This is a genomic window from Hydrogenophaga sp. UC242_50 (assembly GCF_042697355.1).
In the GTDB taxonomy this organism is placed as follows: Bacteria; Pseudomonadota; Gammaproteobacteria; order Burkholderiales; family Burkholderiaceae_C; genus Hydrogenophaga.
The window spans coordinates 3,346,244-3,360,285 of record NZ_CP170553.1; the positions used below are offsets into that span (position 1 = coordinate 3,346,244).

The 14,042-nt window shown below is 67.9% G+C and carries 11 protein-coding genes and 3 pseudogenes; 7 read left to right on the forward strand and 7 right to left on the reverse strand.

What is annotated here, in order from left to right; genetic code table 11:
* Positions 1-80 precede the first annotated feature (80 nt).
* The 7 genes and pseudogenes from ACFJGX_RS17160 to ACFJGX_RS17190 all read right to left on the reverse strand — a co-directional run.
* Positions 81-1,106, reverse strand: a complete 1,026-nt coding sequence (locus ACFJGX_RS17160) for an LLM class flavin-dependent oxidoreductase (protein ID WP_382324933.1) — start codon at positions 1,104-1,106, stop codon at positions 81-83.
* A complete protein-coding gene (cysK, locus tag ACFJGX_RS17165) occupies positions 1,103-2,023 on the reverse strand; it encodes a cysteine synthase A (protein WP_382324931.1) in 921 nt (306 codons plus the stop codon). Before cysK ends, ACFJGX_RS17160 begins: the two co-directional genes overlap by 4 nt.
* The gene (gene msrB, locus ACFJGX_RS17170) at positions 2,020-2,439 is read right to left on the reverse strand and encodes a peptide-methionine (R)-S-oxide reductase MsrB (protein WP_382324928.1); all 420 of its coding nucleotides are present in this window, start codon (positions 2,437-2,439) and stop codon (positions 2,020-2,022) included. Before msrB ends, cysK begins: the two co-directional genes overlap by 4 nt.
* A gap of 11 nt (positions 2,440-2,450) precedes the next feature.
* Positions 2,451-3,938 (reverse strand): YdiU family protein, encoded by a 1,488-nt coding sequence (locus ACFJGX_RS17175; RefSeq protein ID WP_382325612.1) that lies wholly within the window; start codon positions 3,936-3,938, stop codon positions 2,451-2,453.
* A gap of 44 nt (positions 3,939-3,982) precedes the next feature.
* Positions 3,983-4,123, reverse strand: a complete 141-nt coding sequence (locus ACFJGX_RS17180) for a helix-turn-helix domain-containing protein (RefSeq protein WP_382324926.1) — start codon at positions 4,121-4,123, stop codon at positions 3,983-3,985.
* Positions 4,124-4,552: an AraC family transcriptional regulator ligand-binding domain-containing protein gene (locus ACFJGX_RS17185; RefSeq protein WP_382326643.1), complete on the reverse strand. Its 429-nt coding sequence runs from the start codon at positions 4,550-4,552 to the stop codon at positions 4,124-4,126.
* Between the two features lie 91 nt (positions 4,553-4,643).
* A pseudogene (locus ACFJGX_RS17190) lies at positions 4,644-5,117 on the reverse strand (AraC family transcriptional regulator ligand-binding domain-containing protein); the annotation flags it as partial.
* An 81-nt stretch (positions 5,118-5,198) separates the two neighbouring features.
* On the opposite strand from ACFJGX_RS17190, the gene ACFJGX_RS17195 reads away from it, so the two are divergent.
* From ACFJGX_RS17195 to ACFJGX_RS17225, 7 genes and pseudogenes are all read left to right on the forward strand, one after another.
* Positions 5,199-6,923 (forward strand): carboxylesterase/lipase family protein, encoded by a 1,725-nt coding sequence (locus tag ACFJGX_RS17195; protein ID WP_382324922.1) that lies wholly within the window; start codon positions 5,199-5,201, stop codon positions 6,921-6,923.
* Between the two features lie 181 nt (positions 6,924-7,104).
* A pseudogene (locus tag ACFJGX_RS17200) lies at positions 7,105-8,751 on the forward strand (3-(methylthio)propionyl-CoA ligase).
* A gap of 136 nt (positions 8,752-8,887) precedes the next feature.
* Entirely contained in the window at positions 8,888-10,123 is a 1,236-nt protein-coding gene (locus ACFJGX_RS17205) for a branched-chain amino acid ABC transporter substrate-binding protein (RefSeq protein ID WP_382157788.1), read from the forward strand.
* An 81-nt stretch (positions 10,124-10,204) separates the two neighbouring features.
* Positions 10,205-11,240 (forward strand): annotated as a pseudogene (locus ACFJGX_RS17210) (branched-chain amino acid ABC transporter permease).
* A gap of 3 nt (positions 11,241-11,243) precedes the next feature.
* The gene (locus ACFJGX_RS17215) at positions 11,244-12,536 is read left to right on the forward strand and encodes a branched-chain amino acid ABC transporter permease (protein WP_382324918.1); all 1,293 of its coding nucleotides are present in this window, start codon (positions 11,244-11,246) and stop codon (positions 12,534-12,536) included.
* Positions 12,537-12,538: 2 nt separating this feature from the next.
* Positions 12,539-13,321, forward strand: a complete 783-nt coding sequence (locus ACFJGX_RS17220; RefSeq protein WP_382324916.1) for an ABC transporter ATP-binding protein — start codon at positions 12,539-12,541, stop codon at positions 13,319-13,321.
* Entirely contained in the window at positions 13,321-14,016 is a 696-nt protein-coding gene (locus ACFJGX_RS17225; RefSeq protein WP_382157796.1) for an ABC transporter ATP-binding protein, read from the forward strand. Before ACFJGX_RS17220 ends, ACFJGX_RS17225 begins: the two co-directional genes overlap by 1 nt.
* Positions 14,017-14,042: the final 26 nt, after the last annotated feature.

The window sequence follows — 14,042 nt, forward strand, 5'->3', positions numbered from 1 at the left end:
CCCTGCGCCGCCTTCGGCGTCTCCCCCCTCGAGGGGGCGCACCCAGCGGCCCGGCAAAGCCGGTTCCGCGGGTGCTCTGGTCAAGCGGAGGCGGCGACCGGCTGCTGCGTGGCCATCGCCTCGGCGGCGATGCTCAGCGAGCGCAGGCGCAGCGCGGGGTCGAACAGGTCGCTCACGATCATGAACTCGTCGGCCTGGGTCACCTGGGCCAGCGACTGCAGGCCCGCGCGCACGGTCTCGGGCCCGCCGATCACGGCGGCGGCCAGGAAATCGGCGATCGCCGCCTGTTCCTGCGCGTGCAGGCCTTGCATGAAGCCCTTCACCGGTGGCGGCAGCTGGCCGCGCTTGCCGGTGAGGATGCCCAGCACGCGCTGGTAGGTGCTGCTCGCGAGGTACTCGGCCTCTTCGTCGGTGGGCGCGGCCACCAGCGGCACGCCCACGACGGCGTAGGGCTCGGCCAGCGTGGGCGAGGGCTGGAAGCGCGTGCGGTAGACATCCAGCGCCTGCAGCAGCAGGCGCGGCGCGAAGTGCGAGGCAAACGCATAAGGCAGGCCGCGCTCGGCCGCCAGCTGCGCGGAAAACAGGCTCGAACCCAGCAGCCAGATCGGCACGTTGGTGCCCGCACCGGGGTTGGCGATGAGCCGCTGGCCGGGCGAGGCGGGGCCCAGCAGGTGCTGCAGCTCGGCCACGTCGCGCGGGAAGTCGGCCTCGGTCTCCACGCGGTCGCGCCGCAGCGCGCGCATGGTGTGCGGGTCGGTGCCGGGCGCGCGGCCCAGGCCGAGGTCGATGCGGCCCGGGTAGAGCTCTGCCAGGGTGCCGAAGGCCTCGGCCACCACCAGCGGCGCGTGGTTGGGCAGCATGACGCCGCCCGAGCCGATGCGCATGCGCTTCGTGCCGCCCGCGATGTGGCCGATCAGCACGGCCGTGGCCGAGCTGGCGATGCCGCTCATGTTGTGGTGCTCGGCCAGCCAGTAGCGCGTGAAGCCGAGCGACTCGGCGTGCTGCGCGGTGCGCAGGGCCACGGCCAGCGCGTCGGCCACGGTGCCGCCTTCGCGCACGGCCACCAGGTCGAGCATGGACAGGCGGATGTCGGAGAGGTTTTTCATGCCGGGAGGAAGCCTTCGATGGAGAGATACCGCTCGCCGGTGTCGTAGTTGAAACCGAGCACCACGGCCTTGGCCGGCAATTCGGGCAGCTTCTGCGCGATCGCCGCCAAGGTGGCACCCGAGGAAATGCCGACCAGGATGCCTTCTTCGCGTGCGCTGCGCCGCGCCATGTCGCGCGCGGGTTCGGCGTCGACCTGGATCACGCCGTCGAGCAGGCTGGTGTCGAGGTTGTTGGGGATGAAGCCCGCGCCGATGCCCTGGATGGGGTGGGGCGAGGGGTTGCCGCCGGAGATGACGGGCGAGGCCGACGGCTCCACCGCGAACACCTTGAGCTGGGGCCAGCGCGCCTTGAGCACGCGCGCCACGCCCGTGATGTGGCCGCCCGTGCCCACGCCGGTGATGAGCACGTCGATGCCGTCGGGGAAGTCGGCCGCGATCTCTTCGGCCGTGGTGCGCACGTGCACGTCCACGTTGGCCGGGTTGTTGAACTGCTGCGGCATCCACGCGCCCGGCGTGGCGGCCACGATCTCCTCGGCGCGCGCGATCGAGCCCTTCATGCCCTTCTCGCGCGGGGTGAGGTCGAAGCTGGCGCCGTAGGCCAGCATCAGGCGGCGGCGCTCGACCGACATGCTGTCGGGCATCACCAGGATCAGCTTGTAGCCCTTGACGGCGGCGACCATGGCCAGGCCGATGCCGGTGTTGCCCGAGGTGGGCTCGACGATGGTGCCGCCGGGCTGGAGCGCGCCCGAGCGCTCGGCGTCTTCCACCATGGACAGGGCGATGCGGTCCTTGATGGAGCCGCCCGGGTTGCTGCGCTCGGACTTGATCCAGACCTGCTGGCTCGCGTCGCCGAACAGGCGCTGCACGCGGATGTGCGGGGTGCGGCCGATGGTGTCGAGAATGTTCTGGGCTTTCATGGCGTGTCCTTCTTCGGTTGGTGCTCCAGCGAGGCGGAGTTCATGCAATAGCGCAGGCCGGTGGGGGAGGGGCCGTCTTCGAACACGTGGCCCAGGTGCGCGCCGCACTGGCTGCACACGGTCTCCACGCGCACCATGCCGTGGCTGCGGTCGGTGATCTCGGTGATGGCGCCCGGCACGGCCAGCGAGAAGCTGGGCCAGCCGCAGCCGGCGTCGAACTTGGTGTCGGCGTCGAACAGCTTGTTGCCGCAGCAGATGCAGTGGTAGCTGCCGTCGGCCCAGACCTGCTCGAACTTGCCGGTGAACGGGCGTTCGGTGTGGGCATGGCGGGTCACGTCGAAGGCGCGCGGCTCGGCGCCTTTGGCGGCCAGCAGCTCGCGCCATTCGGCTTCGGTTTTCTGGACGGGGAAGTTCATCGGGAGGTCTCCTAGGACGAGCAACTGATTTCGATCTGGCTGGCCCAGTCGGGCGGGAAGGCCGCCAGGTCTTCCTGGCCAGGGGCTTCCTCAAATGGGTGCTCCAGCGCGTTTTGCAACCGGGCAAGCTCGCTGAAGTCGCCCTGCTTGGCGCGCTGGATGGCGATTTCGCCGAGGTGGTTGCGCAGCACCACCTGCGGGTTGGTGCGCAGCATGAGGGCCTGCGTGGCGGCGGCATCGAAACCGGGCTCGGTCCGCAGGCGCTCCTGCCAGCGAATGGCCCAGGCATCGAAGGCCTCGCGCTGCAGGAACAGGTCGCGCACCGGGTCGAGCGGGCCGGCCACGGCGTGGCTCAGGCGGCGCCAGAAGATGGTGAAGTCCACCGCGTCGGCCGCCATCAGCTTCATCAGCGATTCGGTGAGCTCGGCGTCGCCATCTTCCGCGCGGCCCAGGCCCAGCTTGGCGTTCATGCGGCGCTGCAGCGCGGCCGGCATCAGCGCCTTGTAGGGCTCCAGCGCGTCCAACGCCTGCTGCTGGTCGTCCATCAACGGCAACAGCGCCTGGCCCAGCGCGAACAGGTTCCAGTAGGCGATGTTGGGCTGGCGGTTGTAGGCGTAGCGCCCGCCGGTGTCCGAGTGGTTGCAGACGTGGCCGGGGTTGAAGGCGTCGAGAAACTGGAACGGCCCGTAGTCGATGGTCAGACCCAGGATGCTCATGTTGTCGGTGTTCATCACCCCGTGGCAGAAGCCCACGGCTTGCCACTGCGCCACCATTTCGGCGGTGCGCGCGCTCACGGCCTCCAGCAGGGCCGCGTAGGGGCTGCCCGGTGCTTCGCGGCAGGCGGGGTAGAAGCGGTCGATCACGAAGTCGGCCAGCTGGCGCAGCTCGCCGTGCAGGCCGTGGTGCGAAAAGTGCTCGAAGTGGCCGAAGCGGATGAAGCTGGGCGCCACACGCGTGACCACGGCGGCGGTCTCGATCTCCTCGCGGCGCACCGGCGCGGGCGAGCCCGTGACGCACAGCGCGCGGCTGGTGGGAATGCCCAGGGCGTGCATGGCCTCGCTGCAGAGGAACTCGCGAATCGAGCTGCGCAGCACCGCGCGGCCGTCGCCCATGCGCGAATACGGCGTGAGGCCGGCGCCCTTGAGCTGCACCTCCTGCGGGCCGGCAGGCGTGTCCACCTCGCCCAGCAGGATGGCGCGGCCGTCGCCCAGCTGGCCGGCCCATTGGCCGAACTGGTGGCCGCTGTACACGCTGGCCAGCGGCTGTGTGCCCGCGATGGGCAGGTTGCCGGTGAAGGCGTCGAGCGCGGCGGGTGAGGACAGCCAGGTCCGGTCCAGGCCCAGCAGATCGGCCACGGCCGGGCTCGTGCCCACCCAGTGGGGCGAGGGCAGGGGGGTGGGGGCTCTGAGGGTGTAGAAGGCTTCGCCCAGGCTGGCGAATCGGTTGTGCCAGGCCAGGCCAAGCGCCAGGCTGGCGGCCATGTCGACGGGTCGGTTCATGTCCACCATTGTCCGCATCGGGGCCGACATGGCGGGGCGCAGGGTCAATCCGACGCGTTCAGCGACGCGGCCAGCGGCTCGCTCTCGGCCAGGCGGGCGCGGTACTGCCCCGGCGACACGCCAAACCAGCGCTTGTTGGCGCGGAAGAAGTTGCTCTGGTCGGCAAAACCCAGCAAGTCGGCCACCTAGCCCAGGGTGTAGCGGTCTTCGGCCAGGTACTTCTGCGCCAGGTCGCGCCGGGCGTCGTCCAGCAGCTGCTGGAAGTTGGTGTCTTCCTCGCGCAGGCGGCGCTGCAGGGTGCGGTCGGCCATGGCCAGGCTGCTGGCGATGTCTTCGCGGCGCGGCTCGCCGAGGTGCAGGCGGTGGATGATTTCCTCGGTCACGCGCTGGCCGGTGCTGGCATGGCCCAGCCGCACCAGGCGCGACTCGATCACGCGCTGGTGCATGTCGAACAGCACCGGGTCGCTGGAGAGCAGCGGCATCTCCAGGTCCCGGTTGGTCAGCAGCAGCCGGTTGCGCGGCTGGCCGAAGCGCACCGGGCAGCCGAACGCCGCCACATAGGGCCGGGCATCCGCCGGCTCGGGGTCGACGAACTCCACGGCCTGGGGCTGCACGTCGCGCCGCGTGATCCAGCGGCACAGCGTGCGCCACCGTGAGCAGGCTGTATTCCAGGCGCTGGCGCGGCAGCGGCCGGGTGTTGCCGATCAGGCCCAGCACCATCCAGTGGTTGCTGCCGTCGGGTTCGAGGTCGAGCGTGATCGCGTCCGAGATCACGGCGTAGTAGCGCGAGAGGTTGATCAGCCCGGCCTTGAGGGTCGGGCTGGCCAGCATCACGTAACCCACCATGTCGAAGTTGACATGCCGCGCCGGCAGCTCGCGGTCCATGCCCAGGGCCGGGTTGCCAGACCAGGCGACGGCCAGTTCCCACAGGCGGGTGATGTCATCGACTTCGACCCGCCCGTCCGGGTCCTGCAGCAGGGCGTCGTCGATGCGCGCGCCGGCCAGCAGGCGCGGCGCGTCCAGGCCCCGGGAGGCAAACATGTCGGCGAGGCATTTGACCCAGAGGGCGGAACTGCTTCTTCGGCTGGGGTGGTGGCGTCGTGAAGTCACTCGATTGGTCGTGTTGCGATAGCGGCGTATCGGGCACCCGTTCCTAGAATTTCCGAGGACGGTGGGCATCGGCGGGAAGCTGGAATTCAAAAGGATTTCAGGCGCTGGCGCAAGCGGGTTATCGCTTCAAAGAATCACAGGAGACAAGACATGGGCAGCAACACACGGTGGTGGGTGGCGGGCGCAGCCTGCCTGACTTTGATGGCCTGCGGCGGCGGCGGGTCCGGCGAGACGCCGCCCGTCCCGGGGCCGGAGGTCCGGCAGATCGCCCAGGGCACGATCAAGGGCCGCAACGACGCGGCCTCCAACGGCACCTACGCCTGGAAGGGCATTCCGTTCGCCCAGCCGCCGGTGGGCGCGCGGCGCTGGAAGGCGCCCGCGGCGGTGGCGGCCTGGAGCGGCACACGCGACACCACCCAGTTCGGCGCGGCCTGTCTGCAGAACGGCCGCCTCTACGGGCCGGGCGCCAACAACCGTTTCGACGCCACGATCGGCGCGACGCTGAACACGCCGGTGGGCAGCGAGGACTGCCTGTTCCTCAATGTGTGGCGGCCGGCCAGCGCCACCACCGGGCTGCCCGTGATCGTCTTCGTGCACGGCGGCAGCAACATCACCGGCTACACCGCCGACCCCATCTACGACGGCGCGGCCCTGGCGCGCAGCGCCAATGCGGTGGTGGTCACGCTCAACTACCGCCTGGGCGTGCTGGGCTTCATGAACCTGCCGCAGCTCAAGACCGGGCTCGACAGCGCGGAGGATTCGGGCAACTTCGCCCTGCTCGACATCGTGCAGGGCCTCAAGTTCGTGCAGCAGAACGCCGCCGTCTTCGGTGGCAACGCGGCCAACGTGACGCTGATGGGGCAATCGGCCGGCGCGACCAACGTCTGGTCGCTGGTCGCCTCGCCGCTGGGCGCGGGCCTGTTCCACAAGGCCGTGCCGATCTCGGGCGGCATTTCGCTGGCGAGCAACCTGCCGGTGGGCACCATCCCCTCGCTGAACGACGCAGCGGCCTCGCTGGCGCAGGGCAATGCGCTGCTGGCCCGGCTGGTGATCGCCGATGGCCTGGCCGTCGACCTGCCAACGGCGCAGGCCTACATCGCCACGCAGTCGGCGCCGCAGGTGGCGGACTACCTGCGCGGCAAGGCCGGCGGCACCGTGCTCACCACCTTGCTGGCCAACAACCTCACGGGTTCGGGCCCGATTCCCGACGGCACGGTGTTGCCGCTGAACCCGATCAACGAGTTCGCGGCGGGCCGTTACAACAAGGTCCCCGTTCTGGCCGGCACCACGGCGGAAGAGGGCAAGCTGTTCCCCAGCTTCCTCACGCTGCTGGGCGGGCCCGCCGGCTTCATCGTGACCGACGCCCAGCTCTTCAACCTGCTGTTCGGCTTCGACCCGAATGCGCCGACGCTGCTGACCGAGGGCGACTTCCTCAACGCCGCGTACCTGCCGTCCAACGCGGCCGTGACCGGCTGGACCGCGCGGGCCGCGCAACTCACGGCGGCGTCCTTCGGCGTTGGCCGCGACAACGTGCTCAACACGCTGCGCACGCAGCAGGCCGACATCTGGCACTACCGGTTCGACTGGGCGCAGCAACCCGCGCCGTGGAACACGGTGTATGGCGCCGCGCACGCCTTCGACCTGCCGTTCGTGTTCGGCAACTTCGGCCCTTCGCTGTTCGCCAACGCCATCGGCGGCAACGCCAACCGGGCAGGGCGCGAGGCGCTGTCGGGCCACATGATGGCCAGCGTCGGCCAGTTCGCCCGCACCGGCAACCCCAACCACGCCACACTGGGCGCCACCTGGCCGGCCTGGCCCGGTCAGCTGCATTTCAACGCCTCGCTCACGGCCGCGCAGATCAGCGCCGTGCCTTGAGGCAGATCAAGCCACCGCCATTCACCCCATTCGACGCAACACCATGTTGATGAAGGCCGAGGTATCGTGTCCCGCAACGGACACCGAGGGCATTCCCCCTGGATATCCCCGGGGCAGCCGTGCGGGGCAACCCGCTACGATGAACGCCGATTCCAACCCCCTCATCGACAGGAGACTCCCCATGCTGGGCCAGATGCAGAGCCAACCCCTTTTGATTTCCTCGCTGATCGTGCATGCCGAGCGGCACCACTCGAGTGGCGAAATCGTGTCCCGCCGTGTGGAAGGCGACATCCACCGCAGCACCTGGGGCCAGATCGCGAGCCGCTCGCGCCAGGTCGCGAATGCGCTGGACGGCCTGGACCTGCCCCAGGGCGACCGCGCTGCGCACGCTGGCCTGGAACGGTTATCGCCATCTGGAACTGTATTTCGGCGTGAGCGGCACCGGCCGCGTGCTGCACACCCTCAACCCGCGCCTGCACCCCGAGCAACTGGTCTGGATCGTCAACCACGCGGAAGACAAGGCGGTCTGTTTCGACATGACCTTCCTGCCGCTGGTCAAGGCGGTGGCGGCCAAGTGCCCGACGGTGAAGCACTGGATCGCGCTGTGCGACGCGGACAAGCTGCCGGCCGACAGCGGCATTCCCGGCCTGCGGAGCTACGAGGCCTGGATGGGCCAACAGCCCACGACCTACGACTGGCCGACCTTCGACGAGAACTCCGCCTCGAGCATGTGCTACACGAGCGGCACCACCGGCAACCCCAAGGCCGCGCTGTACTCGCATCGCTCCACGCTGCTGCACGCATTCGGCGCGGCGCTTCCCGACGCCATGTGCCTCTCGGCGCGCGACAGTGTGCTGCCCGTGGTGCCCATGTTCCACGTCAACGCCTGGGGCCTGCCTTACGCGGCGGCGGCCGTCGGCTGCAAGCTGGTGTTCCCCGGTGCGGCGCTGGACGGCAAATCGGTCTACGAACTGATCGAGGCCGAGAAGGTCACCATGGCCGCCGGCGTGCCCACCGTCTGGCAGATGCTGCTGGGCCACCTGCAGGCCAACAACCTCAAGTTCAGCACGCTCAACCGCACCGTCATCGGCGGCTCGGCCTGCCCGCCGGCCATGATCAGCGCCTTCAACGACGTGTACGGCGTGGACGTGCTGCACGCCTGGGGCATGACCGAGATGTCGCCGCTGGGCACGGTCTGCACGCTGAAGAACGCACAGCTGGCGCTGTCGCCGGCCGAGCAGCTCAAGGTTCGCCTCAAGCAAGGCCGCGCCATCTTCGGCGCCGACATGAAGATCGTCAACGAGGCCGGCGAAGAGCTGCCCTGGGACGGCAAGGCCTACGGCGACCTGCTGGTGCGCGGCCCCTGGATCATCGCCAGCTACTTCAAGGGCGAGGGCGGCGACCCGCTGCGCTACGACGCGCAGGGGCACGGCTGGTTCCCCACCGGCGACGTCGCGCACCATCGACGCCGACGGTTTCATGCAGATCACCGACCGCAGCAAGGACGTGATCAAGTCCGGCGGCGAGTGGATCAGCTCGATCGACGTGGAAAACATCGCGATGGCGCACCCGTCCGCTGCGCATGGCGGCCTGCGTGGGCATGAAGCACCCCAAGTGGGACGAGCGCCCCATCGTGGTGGTGGTGAAGAAACCCGGCACCGAACTCAGCCGCGAGGAATTGCTGGCCTTCTACGAAGGCAAGATCGCCAAATGGCAGATCCCGGACGACGTGGTGTTCGTCGAGGCGATCCCGCTGGGCGCCACCGGCAAGATGCAGAAGATGACCCTGCGCGAGCAGCTCAAGGACTACGTGCTGCCGGGCGTGTGAAAAGGGGCCCGGGCGCACCATCGCAAGGCACCTTGTCGCCTGCGTGATAGAAGCCCGGGCAATCCCCTACGCTGCACCGCACCAGAAGCCCTTACGCTGCGCCTATTCGATTCGTCAACAACAAGGAGACATAGGTATGAAACTGACCGTGAAGATGATTGCAGGCGCCGCCATGCTGGTGGCCGCCGGTGCGTCGTTTGCCCAGGCGGGTGAAACCGTCAAGATGATCCGGATCGACCCGCTGACCGGCCTGCTCGGTCCCGTGGGCGTGAGCCAGATCAAGGGCTACCAGTTCTTCGCCGAAAAGTTCAGCGGCAAGGGCAACCCGGCCGGCGTGAAGTTCGAAGTCACCCCGATCGACAACAAGCTGAGCCCGGCCGAAAGCCTGAACGCGCTCAAGGCCGCGATCGACCAGGGCGCGCGCTACATCATCCAGGGCAATGGCTCCTCCGTCGCGCTGGCACTGGCCGACGCGGTCGAGAAGCACAACGCCCGCAACCCTGGCAAGGAAGTCCTGTACCTCAACGACTCCGCCGTGGACCCGGACCTGACCAACAGCAAGTGCAGCTACTGGCACTTCCGCTTCGATGCCGACACCTCCATGAAGATGGAAGCCATGGCCAGCTTCATCGCCAAGCAGCCCGACATCAAGAAGGTGTACTTCCTGAACCAGAACTACTCGCACGGCCACCAGGTCGTGAAGTTCGGCAAGGAAGCCCTCACGCGCAAGCGCCCGGACATCCAGTTCGTCGGTGAAGACCTGCACCCGCTGGCCCAGACGCGCGACTTCGCCCCCTACATCGCCAAGATCAAGGCCTCGGGCGCCGACACCGTGATCACCGGCAACTGGGGTTCCGACCTCTCGCTGCTGATCAAGGCGGCCAACGAGAACGGCTACACCGGCAAGTTCTTCACCTACTACGCCGGCGTCACCGGCACGCCCACCGCGCTGGGCTCCAACGGCGCCGGCCGGGTCTACCAGATCGCCTACAACCACTACAACATGGGTGGGCAGATGGACGCCTGGATGAAGGAGTTCAACCAGAAGTACAACGACGACTTCTACACCGGCTCCACCATCCGCATCTTCGAGTTCCTCGGCGCGGCCATGGCCAAGGCCAAGTCCACCGACCCCGTGAAGGTGGCCGCCGCCATGGAAGGCCTCACCGTCAAGAGCTTCAACGGCGAAGTGCAGATGCGCAAGAACGACCACCAGCTGCAGCAGCCGCTGTACATGTCGGTCTGGCAGAAGGCCGATGCCAAGTACCCCTACAGCCCCGAGAAGACCGGCATGACGCTGGCGCCGGTGGCGGAGTACCCCAACTACGTGTCGAGCACGCCGACGAGCTGCCAGATGAAGCGCCCCGGGTAAACCACCACACCCATCCAAAGAGCCCGAGCGGGTTGCCGTATCGGGCTCTTTTTCATTCATCGATGAGGAAGGTTTGAGGGAATGGAGTTTTTCATCATCTCGATGCTGAACGGGCTGAGCTACGGGCTCCTGCTGTTCATGCTGAGTTCGGGTCTCACGCTGATCTTCAGCATGATGGGCGTGCTCAACTTCGCGCACGCCAGCTTCTACATGCTGGGGGCCTACGTGGGTTACACGGTGGCGCAGTTCGTGGGCTTCTGGCCCGCGCTGCTGATCGCGCCGATCGTGGTGGGCCTGCTGGGTGCGGCGTTCGAACGCCAGTGCCTGCGCAAGGTGCACAAGTACGGCCACGTGCCTGAACTGCTGGTGACTTTCGGCCTGTCCTACGTCATCGTCGAGCTGGTGCAGCTCGTCTGGGGCCGCATCGCGGTCGAGTTCCGCCCGCCCGAAGAGCTGCGCGGTCCGGTCTTCACCCTGATCAACAACTCCGTCGAAGGCCTGCGCATGGTCTGGGGCGCCGCGCCGCCCGAGCTGTGCAGCGCCGCCGACGCGGCCATCCGCGTGGTCTGCTCGCCGTTCCCGGCCACACGCGGTTTCATGATGCTGGTGGCGGTGGTGATGCTGGCCTCGGTCTGGCTGCTGCTCACGCGCACCCGCATCGGCCTGGTGATCCAGGCCGCGCTCACCCACCCCGAAGCCGTCGAGTCGCTGGGCCACAACGTGCCGCGCGTCTTCATGCTGGTGTTCGGCGCGGGCTCCGCGCTGGCCGGCCTGGCCGGCGTCATCGGTGGCAGCACCTTCCTCACCGAACCGGCCATGGCCGCCACGGTGGGCTCGGTGATCTTCGTGGTGGTGGTGGTCGGTGGCATGGGCTCGCTCTCGGGTGCCTTCGTCGCCTCCATCCTCATCGGTGTCATCCAGACCTTCGCCGTGGCCTTCGAGTACTCGCTGGCGACGCTGGCCCAGCAGATCGGCCTGCCGCTGTCGGACGCCGTGGCGCAACAACTCGTACGTCAAGCTCACGCTGTCCCAGGTCGCGCCCATCCTGCCGTACCTGTTCCTGGTGCTGATCCTGATCTTCCGGCCGCGTGGCCTGCTCGGCAAACGGGAGGGCTGAGCGATGACCTCCAAACACTACGCATTCAAGCCGCTCAACGTCGGGCGCTGGCTGACCTGGGGCCTCTTCGCGCTGCTGCTCATCGTGGCGCCGAGGATCTTCACCAGCGGCCTGGCGATGACGGTGCTCTCGCAGATGGGCATCGCCATCATCGCCTGCCTGTCCTACAACATCCTGCTGGGGCAGGGCGGCATGCTCAGCTTCGGGCACGCGGTCTACACCGGCCTGGGCTCCTTTCTGGCGATCCACGCGCTCAACAGCGTGACCTCCGGCTCGCTGCCGCTGCCGGTGTCGCTGATCCCCATCGTGGGCGGCCTCGCGGGCGTGGGCTTCGCGGTGCTGTTCGGCTACGTGACCACCCGCAAGTCGGGCACCACCTTCGCCATGATCACGCTGGGCCTGGGCGAACTCGTGTTCGCGCTCTCGCTCATGATCCCCGAGTTCTTCGGTGGCGAAGGCGGCGTCTCGGGCGACCGCATGGCCGGCAAGCCCTTCATGGGCATCACCTACGGGCCGCAGGTGCAGGTGTACTACCTGATCGCCGTCTACACCTTCATCTCGGTCGGGCTCATGTTCGCCTTCACCCGCACGCCGCTGGGCCGCATGCTCAACGCCGTGCGCGACAACCCCGAGCGCGTGGAGTTCGTGGGCTACGACACCCAGCGCGTGCGCTACATGGCCTTCATCATCGCCGGCTTCTTCGCCGGCATCTCGGGCGGCCTGGGGGCCTTGAACTTCGAGATCGTCACCGCCGAGGTGGTGGGCGCGGCGCGCTCGGGCGCCTACCTGCTGTTCACCTTCCTGGGTGGCGCCACCTTCTTCTTCGGGCCCATCATCGGCGGCATCCTCATGGTGCTGGCCTTCGTGCTGCTCTCGGAGTTCACCAAGGCCTGGCTGCTCTACCTGGGCCTGATCTTCCTGTTCATGGTGATGTACGCCCCCGGCGGCATCGCCAGCCTGATCATGATGAACCTGCGCGTGGCGGCCTTCGGGCGCCTGCGCGAACTCTGGGTGAGCTACCTCGCGCTGGCCGGCACCGCCCTGGTGATGCTGGTGGGCGCGGCGGCCATGATCGAGATGGTCTACCACCTGCAGCTCAACACCACCCTGGGCTCCGAACTGCGCTTCCTCGGCGTGCCACTGGACGCCAAGGGCATCAACAGCTGGTTCGGCGCGGGCATGGTCATGCTCACCGGCCTGGGCCTGTTCGAACTCACGCGCCGCGCCTTCCTGCGCGAATGGGGCGAGATCCAGGAATACATCGAAAAAGAAATCAAGCGGCGGGAGGCGCTGTGAGCATGAACGCACCATCAACCTACGCGCTGGAACTCAAGGACCTGCGCAAGAGCTTCGGCAAGACCGAGATCATCCGGGGCGTGAACCTGGCTGTGAAGGCGGGCGAGCGCGTGGGCATCATTGGCCCCAACGGCGCGGGCAAGTCCACGCTGTTCAACCTCATCAGCGGGCGCTTCGCGCCCAGCAGCGGCCAGGTGCTGCTCAACGGCCAGCGCATCGACGGCAAGAAGCCGTTCGAGATCAACCGCGCCGGGCTCTCGCGCAGCTTCCAGATCACCAACATCTTCCCCAAGCTCAGCGTGTTCGAGAACCTGCGCTGCGGCGTGCTCTGGAGCCTGGGCTACAAGTACACCTTCCTGAAGTTCCTGGCCGACCTGGACGACGCCAACGAGCGCGCCGAGCAGCTCATGGAGATGATCAAACTCGACCGCAAGCGCGACACGCTGGCCATGAACCTGACCTACGCCGAGCAGCGCGCGCTGGAGATCGGCATCACCATCGCCGGCGGCGCCAACGTGATCCTGCTCGACGAGCCCACCGCCGGCATGAGCAAGAGCGAAACCAGCCGCTTCATCAGCCTCATCAAGGAAGTGACCGTGGGCAAGACCCTGCTCACGGTGGAGCACGACATGGGCGTGGTGTTCGGCCTGGCCGACCGCATCGCCGTGGTCGTCTATGGCGAGGTGCTCGCCTTCGACACACCCGCCGCCGTCCGGGCCAACCAGCGCGTGCAGGAGGCCTACCTGGGCTCGCACGTGGCAGACGCGCAGGGAGCGGCACACTGATGTTGAAAATCGAAAACCTCCACGCCTACTACGGCAAGAGCCACGTCCTGCACGGCGTGAGCTTCGACGTGCAGCCCGGCGAGATCGTCGCGCTGCTGGGCCGCAACGGCTCGGGCCGCTCCACCACCGCCAAGGCCGTCATGGGCCTGGTGGAATGCCAGGGCAGCATCCACTGGAAGGGCCAGCAGATCATGGGCAAGAAGGCCTATGAGGTGGCCCACCTGGGCCTGGGCTACGTGCCGGAGAACCGCGACATCTTCCCCACGCTCACCGTGCACCAGAACCTGATGCTGGGGCAGAAGGGCCGCGGCAAGGGCTCGCGCTGGAGCTTCGAGGACATGTACGGCATGTTCCCGCGCCTGCGCGAGCGCCAGCACACCGAAGCGGGCGTGCTCTCGGGCGGCGAGCAGCAGATGCTCACGCTGTGCCGCGCCCTCATGGGCGACCCCGACCTCATCATCATCGACGAGCCCACCGAGGGCCTGGCGCCCAAGATCGTGGAGCTGGTCGGCCAGTACCTGCAGACGCTCAAGTCGCGCGGGATCTCGGTGCTGCTGATCGAGCAGAAGCTGACGATTGCCATGGCGATTTCGGATCGCGCGCTGGTCATGGGGCACGGCAGCATCGTGTTCCAGGGCACGCCGGAGAGCCTGCGCGCCGATCCTTACACCCGCAAGGAGTGGCTGGAGGTTTAGGTGTGGCCCCCACGCTCCGCCGCTGC